The 15,585-nt window shown below is 65.3% G+C and carries 12 protein-coding genes; 3 read left to right on the top strand and 9 right to left on the bottom strand.

Going from position 1 to position 15,585, the window contains the following annotated elements:
• Together ABB26_RS16965 and ybaL are read left to right on the top strand one after the other, a co-directional pair.
• Window positions 1–2,149, top strand: a 2,149-nt coding sequence (locus ABB26_RS16965) for a TonB-dependent receptor (RefSeq protein ID WP_057635902.1), incomplete at its 5' end; no start/stop codon positions are given.
• A 322-nt stretch (window positions 2,150–2,471) separates the two neighbouring features.
• Window positions 2,472–4,190, top strand: a complete 1,719-nt coding sequence (gene ybaL, locus ABB26_RS16970) for a YbaL family putative K(+) efflux transporter (protein ID WP_057635903.1) — start codon at window positions 2,472–2,474, stop codon at window positions 4,188–4,190.
• Here the strand turns inward: ybaL and ABB26_RS16975 are convergent.
• Complete coding sequence (locus tag ABB26_RS16975) at window positions 4,160–5,047, bottom strand: AraC family transcriptional regulator (protein ID WP_057635904.1); 888 nt, start codon at window positions 5,045–5,047, stop codon at window positions 4,160–4,162. The genes ybaL and ABB26_RS16975 overlap by 31 nt on opposite strands.
• 45 nt (window positions 5,048–5,092) lie before the next feature.
• Window positions 5,093–6,019: a LysR family transcriptional regulator gene (locus ABB26_RS16980; RefSeq protein ID WP_057635905.1), complete on the bottom strand. Its 927-nt coding sequence runs from the start codon at window positions 6,017–6,019 to the stop codon at window positions 5,093–5,095.
• A gap of 123 nt (window positions 6,020–6,142) precedes the next feature.
• Here ABB26_RS16980 and ABB26_RS16985 point away from each other — a divergent pair, with 123 nt between their 5' ends.
• Window positions 6,143–6,793, top strand: coding sequence for an NAD(P)-dependent oxidoreductase (locus tag ABB26_RS16985; RefSeq protein ID WP_057635906.1), 651 nt, complete (start codon window positions 6,143–6,145; stop codon window positions 6,791–6,793).
• A 211-nt stretch (window positions 6,794–7,004) separates the two neighbouring features.
• Here the strand turns inward: ABB26_RS16985 and ABB26_RS16990 are convergent, their stop codons facing one another.
• The 7 genes from ABB26_RS16990 to ABB26_RS19345 form a co-directional block, all read right to left on the bottom strand.
• Window positions 7,005–8,291, bottom strand: coding sequence for an O-acetylhomoserine aminocarboxypropyltransferase/cysteine synthase family protein (locus tag ABB26_RS16990; protein WP_057635907.1), 1,287 nt, complete (start codon window positions 8,289–8,291; stop codon window positions 7,005–7,007).
• Window positions 8,292–8,665: 374 nt separating this feature from the next.
• The gene (gene clpB, locus ABB26_RS16995; protein WP_057635908.1) at window positions 8,666–11,254 is read right to left on the bottom strand and encodes an ATP-dependent chaperone ClpB; all 2,589 of its coding nucleotides are present in this window, start codon (window positions 11,252–11,254) and stop codon (window positions 8,666–8,668) included.
• Between the two features lie 178 nt (window positions 11,255–11,432).
• Complete coding sequence (locus tag ABB26_RS17000) at window positions 11,433–12,248, bottom strand: DUF3014 domain-containing protein (RefSeq protein WP_057635909.1); 816 nt, start codon at window positions 12,246–12,248, stop codon at window positions 11,433–11,435.
• A 77-nt stretch (window positions 12,249–12,325) separates the two neighbouring features.
• A complete protein-coding gene (locus tag ABB26_RS17005; protein WP_057635910.1) occupies window positions 12,326–13,906 on the bottom strand; it encodes a hypothetical protein in 1,581 nt (526 codons plus the stop codon).
• Window positions 13,907–13,969: 63 nt separating this feature from the next.
• Entirely contained in the window at window positions 13,970–14,854 is an 885-nt protein-coding gene (locus ABB26_RS17010) for an XAC2610-related protein (protein ID WP_152982735.1), read from the bottom strand.
• Window positions 14,855–14,909: 55 nt separating this feature from the next.
• Entirely contained in the window at window positions 14,910–15,392 is a 483-nt protein-coding gene (locus tag ABB26_RS17015; protein ID WP_057635912.1) for a DUF3574 domain-containing protein, read from the bottom strand.
• A partial coding sequence (locus ABB26_RS19345; protein ID WP_211261988.1) for a hypothetical protein occupies window positions 15,389–15,585 on the bottom strand: 197 nt, incomplete at its 5' end. The genes ABB26_RS19345 and ABB26_RS17015, both read right to left, overlap by 4 nt.

Here is a 15,585-nt window from a genome sequence, read left to right on the forward strand (position 1 = left end):
CCGGCCCTCGCTGAACTTCCCGCGCCCGGCCCTGACCGACGGCACCAGTGGCGTGCGCCCGGCGCAGCTGCGCGGCCTGTCACCGGACCAGGTGCTGGTGCTGGTCAACGGCAAGCGCCGCCATACCTCGGCCATGATCAACGTCAACGGCAGCATCGGCCGTGGCTCGGCGGCGGTGGACATCAACGCCATTCCGATCGCCGCCATCGAACGCGTGGAAGTACTGCGTGACGGCGCCTCGGCCCAGTACGGCTCCGACGCCATCGCCGGTGTGATCAACATCGTGCTCAAAGGCAGTGGCAGCGGCGGCAGCCTGGCGGTGGACTACGGCCAGTACTCGGCCGGCGACGGCAACAAGTACCAGCTCTCCGGCGACACCGGCATCAGCTTCGCCGATGGCCGTGGCAGCCTGCATGTGGCCGGCCAGATCAGCCAGCAGGACGAAAGCAACCGTGCCGGCCCCTACCAGGGCACTACTCCGAACACCGGCAACTTCCCGTCGATCGGCGAGAAGACCTTCGTGGTCGGCGATCCGCGCGTGGACGCCACCGCCGCTTCGGCCAACCTCAGCTTCAACTTCAGCGACAACATCACCGGCTATGCCAGCGCGCTGCTGAGCAACCGCGACATCACCTCGTTCGCGTTCTACCGCTCGCCCAACCACAGCGGCCAGGGCGCGCTGCTGGCGCAGACCTACCCGGACGGCTTCGTGCCGCAGATCAACCAGTACTCCAAGGACCGCTCGCTGGTCGCCGGCGTCAAGGGCAGCACCGAGAGCGGCTGGACCTGGGATGTAAGCGCCAACCACGGCGAGAACACCCTGGATTTCCACACCCGCAACAGCATCAACTACAGCCTCGGCACGGCCAGCCCGAGCTCGTTCTACGACGGCACGCTGAAGTACCAGCAGGACATCTTCAACGCCGACATCACCAAGGCACTGGATTGGGGTCTGGCCTACCCGGTCACACTGTCCTTCGGCGGTGAGTACCGCCGCGAGAAGTGGGAACAGTCCGCCGGCGAACTGAACTCCTACACCGGCAGCGGCGCGCAGGGCTTTGGCGGCTTCCTGCCGGGCAATGCAGTGGACAAGGACCGCAACAACTACGCCGTCTACGCCGGCCTGGAAGCGGATCTGACGGACAAGTTCTCCGCCGGCCTGACCGGTCGCTACGAGGACTACTCCGACTTCGGCGACAAGTTCTCCGGCAAGCTGTCGGCGCGTTACGCCTTCACCGACAAAGTCGCCCTGCGCGCTACCGCTTCCAGCGGTTTCCGTGCACCGTCGCTGGCCCAGCAGAGCTACCAGGCGGTGACCAGTACCATCATCAACGGCGTGTTCGTTGACCGTGGCACCTTCCCCACCACCAGCGCCGCCGCACAGGCACTGGGCGCCACCCCGCTGAAGGCCGAGAGTTCCACCTCCTACAGCCTGGGCCTGGTGCTGCAGCCGACTGATCGCCTGTACCTGACCGTGGATGCGTACCAGATCGACATCGATGATCGCATCGTGCTGTCCACCAACATCACCACCAATGCTGCCGCCAACTCACTGCTGGCCGGGCTTGGCTTGCCGCAGGTCACCGCGTTCTCGTACTTCACCAACGGTGTGGATACCCGCACCCGCGGCGTTGATGCCGTATCCAGCTACACACTTCCGTTCGCCGCCAGCTCGCTGGAACTGACCGCTGCGTACAGTTACAACGAAACCGAAGTGAAGAAGTTCATGGGTTCGCCGGCAGTGTTCGGCACGCTGGGCATCACCCAGTCGCTGATCGGCCGCGACGAGATCGGCCGTATCGAAGACAGCTTCCCGCGTGACAAGGCCATCGTCAGCGGCACCTGGCGCTCGGACCGCTGGGAACTGGGCCTGGCGGCGACCCGCTACGGCAGCTTCACCGTGCGCAACTCGGCCACCGCCACCCGCGACCAGACCTACGACGCCAAGTGGGTGCTGGATGCCTCGGCCAGCTTCAAGCCCAGCGAGAACTGGAAGCTGACCCTGGGCGCGGACAACCTGCTGGACGAGTACCCGGACCGCACCGCCGACCTGCAGAACTCCACCTGGGGCATGCTGCCTTACAGCAACTACGCGCCGTTCGGCTTCAACGGCGCCTACGTCTACGGCCGCATCAGCTACACCTGGTAATCCGGTCTGACGTCGTGGAAGGAAGATGCCCCGGGAAACCGGGGCATTTTTTTTCTGCCCTCACCTCAGCCCCTCTGCCGCGTGCGGATGAAGGGTTTCAGGCAACGACTGGTCGCGACACCCCAATCCCCTCCCAGTAACCGGGAAAGGGGCTGAGGTGAGCCAATCCATTGAAGAGAGTCAGGCCGGCCAAGGGCGATCGGCCTAGATTCCAACACCCACTCGTTGGTCGAAAAGACCAGATTTTTCAAAATCTTCCCGCTATGTACACCGGTGCACCTTTAGAATCGGGTGCTGCCCCCGAACCAACAAGCGAGCCTCGATGCACCATGACACCGCCCTGATCAACATGCTTGCCATCGGTTTGGGCCTGGCCTTCGTGTTTGGTGCCCTGGCCAACAAACTGCGGCTGTCGCCGCTGGTGGGCTACCTGATCGCCGGTGTCATCGTCGGCCCGTTTACCCCTGGCTTCGTCGCCGACCAGGCGCTGGCCAATCAGTTGGCCGAGATCGGCGTGATGCTGCTGATGTTCGGCGTGGGCCTGCACTTCTCGCTGAAGGACCTGATGGAGGTCAAGGCGATCGCCATCCCCGGCGCCATCGGCCAGATCCTGGTCGCTACCCTGCTGGGCTGGGGTGTGGCGGCATTGATGGGTTGGCCGACCTTGCATGGCGTGATCTTCGGTTTCTCGCTGGCTACCGCGTCCACCGTGGTGCTGCTGCGGGCCATGGAAGAGCGGCGCCTGCTGGAGACCACGCGCGGCAAGATCGCGGTGGGCTGGTTGATCGTCGAAGACCTGGCCTGTGTGCTGGCACTGGTGATGATGCCGGTGATCGCCGAGGTGTTCGGTCCGGAAGCCTCTGGCAAACCCCTTTCGCTCACCGGCCTGCTCGCCTCCATCGGTTGGACCTTCGTGCAGCTGGGCCTGTTCGTGGCGGTGATGCTGGTGGTCGGCCGCCGGGTGATTCCGTGGGTGCTGGAAAAAGTGGCAGGTACCGGCTCGCGCGAACTGTTCACGCTGTGCGTGCTGGCCATCGCGCTCGGCGTTGCGTTCGGCGCGGCCGCGCTGTTCGGCGTGTCGTTCGCACTGGGTGCGTTCTTCGCCGGCATGATGCTCAACGAGTCCGAACTCAGCCACAAGGCCGCGCACGACTCGCTGCCGCTGCGCGATGCATTCGCGGTGCTGTTCTTTGTTTCGGTGGGCATGCTGTTCAACCCGGCGATCATCGTCGAGCACCCGTGGCAGGTGCTGGCAACGGTAGCGATCATCATGTTCGGCAAGTCGGCCGCCGCGTTCTTCATCGTCCGCGCGTTCGGCCACAGCAAGGGCACCGCGCTGACCATCTCCGCCTCGCTGGCGCAGATCGGCGAATTCGCCTTCATCATCGCCGGCCTCGGCGTTGCCCTGAAGATCCTGCCGCCGGAGGGCCAGTCGCTGGTGCTGGCCGGCGCGCTGGTGTCGATCATGCTCAACCCGCTGGTGTTCGGCCTGCTTGACCGCTGGCAGGCACGTCACAAGGAAACCACGCCGGAACCGGAAGTTCCTGATGTCCCCCCGGGCCCGTCGCTGGAGCTGCATGACCACGCCATCGTGGTCGGTTACGGCCGTGTCGGCAGTGAGCTGGCGCAGGTGCTGCGCGATCGCGGCGTACCGGTGCTGGTGATCGACGACAACCGTGAGCATGTCGAACGTGCACATGCGGCAGGCATCCCCGGTATCCGCGGTAGCGCTGCCGCCGACAAGGTGCTGGCCGAAGCCCACCCCGAGCGCGCCAAGATCGCGGTCCTGGCCATTCCGCAGCCGCTCGAATCGGGCGAGGCACTGGCCAAGCTGCGCGCCATCAACCCCAACCTCACCTTGCTGGCCCGTGCGCACAGCGATGCCGAAGTGAAGCACCTGCTGGCGCACGGCGCCGATGGCACGGTGATGGCCGAGCGCGAGCTGGCGTATTCGCTGGCGGAAATGATCATGGCGACCCCGCCCTACCGCAGCCTGCGCCCGGGTGCGGCTCAGCCTCCCGCAGCGACCAGCGGTACGTAGACATCAGCACGCAGGATGGCTTCGGGCGTGTGCTCGGGGTCATCCAGGAAGTGGTAATGCAACGGGGCCTCGCGCAAAGCGTGTCCACTGCCCGGCAACCATTGCGACAACAGCCAGTCGGTCGCGTCCTCCAGCTGGCCGTAGCTGCCCACATGCCGCAGCCGGGCCATCGTGCCTCCGGCTACCTGCAACCGCTGCAGTGGCGCTGGCAGTTGCGGCAACTCGGCATCCAATGTCACTGCGCAATCAAACAGCAGCTCCTCGGCCGGCAATTCGCGGTGATCGCCCAGCGGGAAGCCGATCAACTGCTGCAGGTGTTCAACCAGGCCCTGCTCGGCCGCCCAGCCGAACAACTCCCCGAAGCTGCCATCCAGGTCGTCAAACGCACCTTGCGCGCGCAGTGCGACCACTTCAAAGGGTTCCAGCGTCATGACTTCCACGCTCAATGGCGCCATCCGCTCGGCCGTTGCCAAGGCCGGACGCGACAGTTGCTGCATGTGTCGCGCCAACAGCGCCGGATCGGACCGCAGTTCGGTGGGACTGGCATCCAGTGTTTCGCGCAACACCCGGGCCAAGGCCTGCGGCGTGTCGTAACCGGCCAGCAGAGCGATCTCGGTCACACTGGCATCGCTTTCGCTCAGACGCTGCAATGCCTTGAGCAGGCGCAGCCGCTGCACGGTGCGTCCGACGGTTTCGCCGGTCATGGCGCGATACACGCGGTGAAAATGGTAGGGCGAGTAATGCGCCACTGCCGCCAGCGCATCAAGATCGGGCAAGGGTCCGCCGCTGGCAACAGCCTGTTGCAGGCTGGCGATGACGCGGTCCAGTTTCGGCAGGTGCGAGGCTTGCGCTTTCATCCGTGTTCTCCATGTGTGTCGGTTGCCATATTCGAGCGCGATCACTCACCCGCCGCGTTCCCGATCTTGCGCTTCTGCGCCATTGCCACCCGGCACGCGGGCAAGGTAGGCCTGCAGCAAACCGATGGCCTGCTTCACTTTGGCCGGTTGGGTCTGCCGATGCGGCGTCACCGCCCAGACCGGCAGCGGCGGCACCTCCCACTCTGGCAACAGCCGCAGCAGCGCACCGCTGTCCAGCAGCGGCGCCACGTCCACGCAGGTCAGCACTGCCACGCCCAGGCCGGAGGTGCACAACTGTCGTACCGCCGGCTGGTTCTGGCTGACGATGCGCGGATGCGCGGGAACCAGCCGTTCCTCACCCGAGCGGGAATGACGCCACGCCAGACCCGGCATCTGCGGCAACCCCAGCCACTCACCGGCCGGCACCTGCAACGGATCATCCGGCATGTCATGCGCCTGCAACCATGACGGCGCGGCGCAGGGCCAGCGCTGCAGACTGCCGATCCGCTGCGCCATCCAGTCGCTGTCGGGCAGCTGGCCGAAACGCAGCGCCACGTCGATACGGGCCTGCAGCAGATCGGTCCAGCCATCCTCGAAGTACAGATGGACGCGCAGCTGCGGGTGCTCTCTGAGCCAGGCGCCCAACGCCGGGCCGATGTGATCGGCCATGCCCAACGGTGCCGACAGACGCAGCTCGCCGCTGGGTGCTTCACGCGCGGCGGACAGTTCGGCCTGCGCCTCGCCGGCGGCATCCAGCAGGCGCGCACAGGCCGCGTAGTAGCGGCTGCCCACATCGGTCAGCGCCAGCCGGCGGGTCGAGCGATGCAGCAGCGGTACGCCGGCATCGCGCTCCAGCGCACGCAGCTGCTGGCTGACCGCCGAAGTGCTCATGCCCAGTGCGCGCGCCGCCGCACTCAACGAACCGTGCTGCACCACCTGGGCAAACAGGGCCATGCGTTTGAAGCTGTCCATCGGCCACCTCCTTTGCGGCCATTGTGAAGCATGGCTTCAAGGTGATTGTGGGTTTGAACGACTGCCGCCTTCACCCCCGGCAGCGGACACTGTCGCCAGTCCCAACCAACCTCAGGAATCCCCATGAAAGTCGCACTGATTGGCGCCACCGGTTTCGTCGGCAATGCCCTGCTGGAAGAACTGCTGGCCCGTGGCCACGATGTCACCGCGCTGGTCCGCAACCCGGACAAGCTGGCCGCCCGCCCGAACCTCCATGTGATCAAGACCGACGTGCAGGACGCCGCCCGGGTGCAGGCCGCCGTCGCCGGCAATGACGCGGTGATCAGCGCGTTCAACCCCGGCTGGGCCAACCCGGACATCTACCAGGACTTCATGAGCGGCACCCGCGCGATCGTGGCGGGCACCAAGGCCGCAGGCGTGAAGCGCTACATCGTGATTGGTGGCGCCGGCAGCCTGTATGCGCCGGATGGCACCCAACTGGTGGATTCGCCCAACTTCCCGGCCGCGATCTACCCCGGCGCCAGCGCCGCACGCGATGGCCTGACCGAACTGAAGCAGGAATCTACGCTGGACTGGACCCAGCTCAGCCCGCCAGTCGCCTTCCACGCCGGCGGCCCGAGCGAGCGAACCGGCAAGTACCGCGTCGGCGGCGACACGCCGCTGAACACCGGTGACGGCCCGGGCACCATCAGCGCGGCTGATCTGGCGCTGGCGGTGGTTGATGAGCTGGAAGCGCCGAAGCATGTGGGCGAGCGGTTTACGGTTGCTTGGTGAGGCTTGTTTGGACTGCTTGCTAGAAGCTTCCCCTCACCCCAACCCCTCTCCCGCTTGCGGGAGAGGGGCTCGGAATGCATCGGCTCGTAGTCCACCAGCTCCTCTCCCGTAAACGGGAGAGGAGCTCGGAATGCGGCGGCTCGTAGTGAACTAGCCCCTCTCCCGCAAGCGGGAGAGGGATTGGGGTGAGGGCAGCTTTTGATCTGTTTCTTCAAGCCTTGCCCAGCGCCTGCTCCAGATCGGCCAGCAAGTCATCGATATGCTCGATGCCCACCGACAGCCGCACCGTATCCAGCGTCACACCCGCTTTCTCCAACTCCACCGCATCCAACTGCCGGTGCGTGGTGGAAGCCGGATGCGTCGCCAGCGACTTCGCATCACCCAGATTCACCAGCCGCGTGAACAACTGCAGGGCATCCAGGAATCGCGCCCCGGCCTCACGCCCACCCGGCAAGCCGAACGTCAGCACACCCGAACCATGCCCGCGCAGATACTTCTGCACCAGCGCGTGCTCGGGATGATCCGGCAGTGCGGCGTAGTTCACCCACGCGACCTTGGCGTGCTTCTGCAGGTAATGCGCCACCGCCAGCGTGTTGCTGTTGATGCGATCCATGCGCAGTGCCAGCGTCTCGATGCCCTGCAGGATCTGGAACGCATTGAATGGCGAAATCGCCGCGCCCATGTTGCGCAGCGGCACCACGCGCGCACGGCCGATGAACGCCGCCGGCCCCAACGCCTCGGTATAGACCACACCGTGGTAACTCACATCCGGCGTATTGAGGCGCGGAAAGCGGTCCTTGTGCTCGGCCCAGGGGAAACGGCCTGAATCCACGATCGCGCCACCCAGACTGGTGCCGTGACCGCCCAGATACTTGGTCAGCGAATGCACGACGATGTCGGCGCCGAAATCGAATGAGCGCTGCAGATACGGGGTCGCCACGGTGTTGTCGACGATCACCGGCACGCCGTGCGCATGCGCAATCTTGGCGATGGCTTCGATGTCGGTGACATTGCCGCGCGGGTTGCCGATCGACTCGACGAACACCGCCTTGGTGCGTTCGTCGATCAACGCGGCGAAGGCCTGCGGATCGCGGTAGTCGGCGAAGCGGGTCTGGATGCCGAACTGCGGCAACGTGTGCGCGAACAGGTTGTAGGTGCCGCCATACAGCGCGCTGGAAGCGAGGATGTTGTCGCCGGCCTCGGCGATGGTCTGGATGGCGTAGGTGATGGCCGCCTGCCCGGAGGCCAGCGCCAGCGCACCGATGCCACCTTCCAACGCAGCGATGCGCTTTTCCAGCACATCGGTGGTCGGGTTCATGATGCGGGTGTAGATGTTGCCCTGCACCTTCAGATCAAACAGATCGGCACCGTGCTGGGTATCGTCGAAGGCATAGGCAACGGTCTGGTAGATCGGTACCGCCACCGCACGGGTGGTGGGATCGGGCGAATAGCCGCCATGCACGGCGATGGTTTCAGGCTTCCACTGTGGATCGGTCATCGGGAGGCTCACGCGAAGTAGAGAATCGCTGACCTTAGCCCAATGCATGCGCCTTGCCGGGAACGGTTGCAGTGGTTACTTGTGAGTCGTTGGAATGAGGTGATTCTTGTTGGTTCAAAGGCTCAAAAGCGCCCTCACCCCTACCCCTCTCCCGCACGCGGGAGAGGGGAGCCATCTGCCGGATTGCTTGTAAAGGCCCCTCCGCTGCATGCAGGAGAGCCATCTGTCAGGTCACAAAAAAAAAGCCCCTCTCCCGTGTACGGGGTGAGGGGGACTGCTTGCGAACAGAAGGTTCGCGGCCCCCCGAACGCCCTTGCGTCAACGCAAGGGCCGGGGCGCGGAGCGGGGGTTGGGGTGAGGGCAGCTTTTAGCTTTCAGCCTTTGCCAAACTGCAGATGCCCGCCACCACCGGCTTCCACCTTGATCGTGTCGCCGCTGACGAACTCGCCGGACAGGATCTTCTGCGCCAACGGGTTCTCCAGCTGCGCCTGGATCGCACGCTTCAACGGGCGCGCGCCATAGACCGGGTCGAAGCCGACGTTGCTCAGCACATCGAACGCCGAGTCGGACACTTCCAGTGCCAATCCACGCTCGCCCAGCCGCTTCTCCAGGCCACGCATCTGGATGCGCGCGATCTGCTTGATCTGCTGCTTGTCCAGCGGATGGAACACGACAATGTCGTCCAGACGGTTGATGAACTCCGGACGGAAGTGCGCCTGCACCACCCCCATCACCGCTGCCTTCATCTGCGTGTAGGCCTCCGGGCTGTCGTCACCGCTCATGTCCTGGATCTGGTGCGAGCCCAAGTTCGAGGTCATCACGATGACGGTGTTGCGGAAGTCCACGGTACGGCCCTGACCGTCGGTCAGGCGACCGTCGTCCAGCACCTGCAGCAGGATGTTGAACACATCCGGATGCGCTTTCTCCACTTCGTCCAGCAGGATCACGCTGTACGGGCGGCGACGCACCGCTTCGGTCAGGTAGCCACCTTCTTCGTAGCCCACGTAGCCCGGAGGCGCGCCGATCAGGCGCGACACGCTGTGCTTCTCCATGAACTCACTCATGTCGATGCGCACCATCGCGTCGGGCGAGTCGAACAGGAAGTCCGCCAAGGCCTTGGTCAACTCGGTCTTGCCCACGCCGGTCGGGCCAAGGAACAGGAACGAGCCACTCGGGCGGTTCGGATCAGACAGCCCCGCGCGCGAACGACGCACCGCATCGGAGACCACGCGGATCGCCTCTTCCTGGCCGACCACACGGTTGTGCAGCATGTCTTCCATGCGCAGCAACTTGTCGCGCTCGCCTTCCAGCATCTTGCTGACCGGAATGCCGGTCCAGCGCGAGACGACCTCGGCGATTTCCTCGTCGGTCACCCTGTCCTGCACCAGCCGGAAGTCCTTGCGCTCCACTTCCTGCGCGGCAGCCAGCTGCTTTTCCAGGTTGGGCAGCACGCCGTACTGGATCTCGCTCATCTTGGCGAAATCCTGCCGGCGCTGTGCAGCCTCCAGGTCCAGCTTGGCACGCTCCACCTGTTCCTTGATCTTGGTCGCGCCCTGCAGCGCCGCCTTCTCCGACTTCCAGATTTCGTTGAGATCGGAGAACTCACGCTCCAGCGTGTCGATATCGGTTTCAAGGTCAGCCAGGCGCTTGCGCGAGGCCTCGTCCTTCTCCTTCTTCAACATCTCGCGCTGGATCTTGAGCTGGATCAGACGACGCTCCAGACGATCAAGCTCCTCCGGCTTGGAATCGATTTCCATGCGAATGCGCGAGGCGGCTTCATCCATCAGGTCGATGGCCTTGTCCGGCAGCTGACGGTCGGTGATGTAGCGGTTCGACAGCGTCGCGGCGGCAACGACGGCCGGGTCGGTGATCTCCACGCCGTGATGCACTGCGTAGCGCTCCTTGAGCCCGCGCAGGATCGCGATGGTGTCTTCCACCGTCGGCTCGCCCACGAACACCTTCTGGAAACGGCGTTCCAGCGCGGCATCCTTTTCGATGTACTGGCGGTACTCGTCCAGCGTGGTCGCGCCGATGCAATGCAGCTCACCACGCGCCAATGCCGGCTTGAGCATGTTGCCCGCATCCATCGCGCCTTCGCCCTTGCCGGCGCCGACCATGGTGTGCAGCTCGTCGATGAACAGGATGATCTGGCCTTCGTTCTTGGACAGATCGCTGAGCACGGCCTTCAGCCGCTCCTCGAATTCGCCACGGAACTTGGCACCGGCGATCAACGCGCCCATGTCCAGCGAGAGCACGCGCTTGCCACGCAGGCCTTCGGGCACTTCGTCGTTGATGATGCGTTGGGCCAGGCCTTCGACAATCGCGGTCTTGCCCACGCCGGGTTCGCCGATCAGCACCGGGTTGTTCTTGGTGCGACGCTGCAGCACCTGGATGGTGCGGCGGATTTCCTCGTCGCGGCCGATCACCGGATCAAGCTTGCCGCTTTCGGCACGCGCGGTCAGGTCGATGGTGTACTTCTCCAGCGCCTGGCGCTGTTCTTCGGCGTTTTCGCTCTGCACGGTTTCGCCGCCGCGCAGCTTGTCGATGGCGGCTTCGATCTTTTTCTTGTCGGCACCGGCCGCACGCAGCGCCATGCCGGCCGCGCCACCGTCATCCACAGCCGCCAGCAGGAACCACTCGCTGGCGATGAACTGATCGTTGTGCTGCTGGGCCAGCTTGTCGGTGTTGTTGAGCAGGCGGCTCAGGTCATTGCCCATCGACAGGTTGCCGGCCTGGCCGGATACCTTGGGCAATGCGTCCAGCGATTCGGCCAGCCGCTCGCGCAATACCGGCACGTTGACGCCGGCCTGGGCCAGCAACGGACGGCTGCTGCCGCCAGTCTGGTCGAGCAGTGCGCTGAGCACATGCACCGGTTCGATGATGTTGTTGTCGCGGCCAACGGCCAGAGACTGCGCGTCGGACAGCGCCTTCTGGAAGTTGGAGGTGAGCTTATCCATCCGCATGGGTCTTCTTCCTCAATGTCTGGGAGCCAGCACTGTCTGGCGATACTGATTCAGATGCGGTTGCAACGGTGTGATTCAAGGGTGACAAGCTCCCTCATTCAGCTGCAATCACGACTTCCACTCCAGTATCGCCAGCCAGCTTGACCCTGCATTGATCCCACGCAAGCACAAGCGATGCTCAGCCGCGTGTCACCGCTGCCCGGAGCGCGCGCAACTGCTGCTTGACCGCCTGTTGCTGCGTCGCATCCATGCGCAGCAGCGCCTTCTGCCCCACCGACAGCGACTGCAGCGCCGGATCGACGAAGCGGTACCTGCCCTTGCCATCCGGCTCGACCGCCAGTGGCCGCGCCGGTTCGGGCGTCTGCAGCAGGTGGTCGATCACCGTTACCAGCCGATCATTGAAATGGCCATCGGGATGGCCGATGTCACGGTATGCCTGCTGCACCAAGGGGTAGAAGCGCACATAGGCCGCTGCGATGGCCGACGCATCGGCCCGGGTAAAGGCATCCACCCACGGTGCATAACGGGCGGCATTGGCGGCGGCCAACTGTTCACCGCCGGTGGTGCCCGCTTCCAGCACCGCGGTGCCGGGGACCGGCCGAAGCGCCATCGCTGCGCTGGGCATGCTCGGCTGGGTCAGATTGTCCACGTGCACCACCATGCGCTGGATCAGGTGCTCGCGCAGCAGCAGGGACAGGGCCTCGCCCGGCAGCAGCCCGCTCAACGCCTGCCACGCCTGCTCATCGCTATCCGCCAGCGCCGGCAGCGCCGCATCGGCAGCCGCTTCCAGTGGATGGCGCGGCCCGGCGGCTTGTGCCGGCACGGTCGACGGGGGGCCTGCCGGGGCCGCATTGGCATCCTGCGGCGGCGTTGTCGCCGGCGCTGGCTGACGCAGCTGCGCCACGTCATCACGGAACAACCACCATCCCGCGCCGCCCACAGCGACAACCCCCACCACGACCCATGGCCACACGATTGCTTTGCGCTTTTCCATCACTTGCACCTTGGTTGCATGTGATGGTCTGACCCGGGCAATCCCGACGGGTTCCCCGCCGGTTCAACTGATCCGCTTCAGCGCGGCTTCTGCAGCGACATCAGGCCGATCACCAGCGCCAGCACCGCGTAGGCGGCGCTCACCTGCAACGTGATCGACTGACGCAGCCCTTCCAGCTGCCACGGCAGATAGATGCCGCCGCGCGGATCGGTGGAATGGATCACCCCGAACACACTGAGCACGGCCGCTGCCAGCAGCAGGCTCACCGCCACACCGGGGCGGCGCTCGATCAGGGCTACCAGGGCTGCGGCCCACAGCATCGCGCTGATGATGAAACCGTTGCCCAGCAACTGCAGCGTAGCCACATCCGACAGACCATGGCCATCGACAGCGGCATACAGCGTGGCGGCCGCTTCCGGGCTTACCCAGGTGCCGAACTTGATGTTGATCAGATAGGCGATGGCCGGCAGGAACGCCAGCGCCACGGCGATCGCATGCTCGCGCTTGGTCTGCTGGAACGCCTGCACGGTGATGTCCAGGCCGACAAACACGATGATCGGCGCCAGCACCGCCACCGGCAGCCACTGCACCAGCCCCGCGACCACGCCCAGCATGCCGCCGATGCCGATGAACAGACCGGTCAGCAGCGTGTAACCGGTGCGCGCGCCCAACCGCTTGTAGGCCGGTTGCCCGATATAGGGCGTGGTCTGCGCCACACCGCCACAGACACCGGCTACCAACGTAGCGATGGCCTCGACCAACAGCACGTCGCGGGTGCGGTAGTCATCGCCTGCGGCGCGTGCGCTCTCGGCCACATTGATGCCGCCCACCACCATCAGCAGGCCGAACGGCAGCAGCAACGACAGGTACGGCACGGTCAACGGCAGGCCTTCGACAAAGCCCAGCGACGGCAGCGGCAACGCGACAGCGAACGAAATCGCGGGCGGCCACTGGAAGCCGGTCAGCGCGCCGGCCGCACCCAGGCCGTAGTACAGCGCCACGCCCACCAGCAGCGAGAACAACACGCCCGGCAGCCGCAGCGGCACCACGCCGCGCGCGACCAGCACGTACAGCAGCACCCCCAGTGTCACCAGGCCGACCAGCGGCTGGCGCATGCTTTCGATCAACGGCAGGAAGCCCAGCAGCGTCAGCGCCGCGCCGCCGATGGAACCCAGCAGCGCCGCGCGCGGCACATGCCGGGTGACCGCATCGCCGACAAAGGACAGCACCAGTTTGAGCAGGCCCATCACCACCAGCGAAGCCATACCCAGCTTCCAGGTGGCCATCGCCGCCGCGTGCGGGTCCATGCCCAACTGCTTGAAGCCGACAAAGGCCGGGCCCAGCACCAGCAGCGCCATACCGATGCTGGTCGGCGCATCCAGCCCCAACGGCATCGCGGTGACGTCATCGCGACCGCTGCGTGCCGCCAGGCGATGCGCCATCAGCGTGTACATCAAATTGCCGATCAGCACGCCAAACGCCGTGCCGGGGAACATGCGGCCGAACACCACGTCGGCCGGGAACTGGAAGATGCCCACCAGTGCCATCGCGATGAAACCGAGGATGGACAGGTTGTCGACCACCAGGCCGAAGAAGCCATTGAGGTCACCGGCGACGAACCAGCGCGCGCGCGATGTTGAGGATGCGGGGGAATTCATGGGGATATCGTCTGCAGGGCCGGTGCGGTCAGCGCCAGCGGGAAAGGTTGGAGAGAAGAAGGCTCATGGCTGCTCGGCCAGTTTGACCCAGCCCAGGATCGGGCCGCGCGCGGGATTCTGGTAACGCACCTGCAGCCAGTCATCGGCCACATCCAGCAGTTCCACCTTGTCACCCTTGACCAGGTAGCGCCGGGTGGCGGCATCGCCGGAACGGCTGTACAGCGGCAACCGCACCGGGATGACGCTTGCACTGCGGCCCTTCAATGGCACGTTGGAATCGGGTGCTTCCAGGCCGTTGCCGATCGCGTGCTCCAGCATCTTGCCGGAAGGGTCGTGGGTGCTCCAGACCGCCGGTACGTCCATGTCCTGGGCCGCATCCACCGCCAGCACGCGCGCCAACTGCTCGGTGTCCACGAACGCGGTGCGCATGGTGCGGAACAGGTAGAGCGTCGGCCCGTTGAAGCGGTAGATGTCGGTGTACCACATCGGCCCGCTGCGGCAGCTGCTGGTCAGGGTGCGGGATGCCGGATCCGGCTGCAGCGACCAGAAACCGTCGCAGTTGAGGTTGGCGCCGCTGGGCGCGGGCAGCGCGCGGAACGTGCCGCCGGCGGGATCATAGAGATACACGACAACCGATTCGTTCACCTGCCCCAGCGTGGCGCTGGAGTCCAGGTCCTGAAACCCATCGAAGTTGTAATCGGCGTGGCCCAACCGCGAATGGCCCTCCTCGTCCGAAGCCGCCTGCAACTGCTGGCGGCGGGGGGAACGATTGGTGCCGACCTCGATGCGGCCGTCTTCGAGCAACCGTGCGTGCGCGGCCACACCTGGCGTGACTTCGAAGCGGATCTCGCTGTCCTCGGCGGCAAACGCGCACGGGGTCAGCAGCGCCATGCCTGCAAGCAGCAGGCCGCGTGCAGGACGGCGGAGAGCGGAGTTCGGTTGCGTCATCAGGCAGGCCGTCAGTAACGGGGACAGGCGCGCAGGCTAGCCGATCCGACGGTGATCAGAACGAAACCTCCACCGCCTGTTTCGCCCACAGCACCGACTGGTGCTTGGTGGCCTGCTTCCAGGCCAGGCGGATGGCTTCGATGTCGTTGCGTCGCTGCGGGGTGTCTTCATGCAGCACCACCAGCACCTTGGTGCGCAGGCGGTTCGGCTCGGGCGCGCCACGGAACAGCCACTGGCCGTAGGCATCGAACACGGTCAGGCCGTCCGGGAAGCGCGGCGTCACTTCCTTGTCGAGGAACGCCTTCCACTGCGCATCGCTGATCGCTTCGGTCTGCGCGCGCGCGGACACGCCGCTCTCCTCGCCCACACCGAAGTACAGCTCGCTGCGCACCCAGCCGGCAGCCTCGGCCGGACGCTGCGCATCGCCGTGCAACGCGGCGCTGGCGGGCGGTTCGGTCGGGGGCTTGGCCGGCGACGCGGCAATGGCGGTGCCGGCAACGCACAGCAGCAAGGGAAGGACAACAGCGTGCAACTTCATGGAAAACCTCCGGAAACAGGAAATACGGTGGCATCCATTGCACCGCTGGGGATATCGCGCTTGGCCATGAGCTGATTACCGATAGGGCTTGCCAGCGACCTTGCGTTAACGCGAAGATAATATATCGCTTCATCCGGATGGATGTAAGCATTTTCTCTCCCCTCCCCCATGTCCCCCCGGAGTTTCCATGTCC

Source organism: Stenotrophomonas humi, assembly GCF_001431415.1.
Classification (GTDB): domain Bacteria; phylum Pseudomonadota; class Gammaproteobacteria; order Xanthomonadales; family Xanthomonadaceae; genus Stenotrophomonas; species Stenotrophomonas humi.

Bases quoted from the DNA above. Each gene is read 5' to 3' on its own strand.
- ABB26_RS17000 (WP_057635909.1), bottom strand. From the start codon at position 12,248: ATGGAAAAGCGCAAAGCAATCGTGTGGCCATGGGTCGTGGTGGGGGTT.
- ABB26_RS17005 (WP_057635910.1), bottom strand. From the start codon at position 13,906: ATGAATTCCCCCGCATCCTCAACATCGCGCGCGCGCTGGTTCGTCGCC.
- ABB26_RS16990 (WP_057635907.1), bottom strand. From the start codon at position 8,291: ATGACCGATCCACAGTGGAAGCCTGAAACCATCGCCGTGCATGGCGGC.
- ABB26_RS17010 (WP_152982735.1), bottom strand. From the start codon at position 14,854: ATGACGCAACCGAACTCCGCTCTCCGCCGTCCTGCACGCGGCCTGCTG.
- ABB26_RS16980 (WP_057635905.1), bottom strand. From the start codon at position 6,019: ATGGACAGCTTCAAACGCATGGCCCTGTTTGCCCAGGTGGTGCAGCAC.
- ABB26_RS16975 (WP_057635904.1), bottom strand. From the start codon at position 5,047: ATGAAAGCGCAAGCCTCGCACCTGCCGAAACTGGACCGCGTCATCGCC.
- ABB26_RS16985 (WP_057635906.1), top strand. From the start codon at position 6,143: ATGAAAGTCGCACTGATTGGCGCCACCGGTTTCGTCGGCAATGCCCTG.
- ABB26_RS17015 (WP_057635912.1), bottom strand. From the start codon at position 15,392: ATGAAGTTGCACGCTGTTGTCCTTCCCTTGCTGCTGTGCGTTGCCGGC.
- ybaL (WP_057635903.1), top strand. From the start codon at position 2,472: ATGCACCATGACACCGCCCTGATCAACATGCTTGCCATCGGTTTGGGC.
- clpB (WP_057635908.1), bottom strand. From the start codon at position 11,254: ATGCGGATGGATAAGCTCACCTCCAACTTCCAGAAGGCGCTGTCCGAC.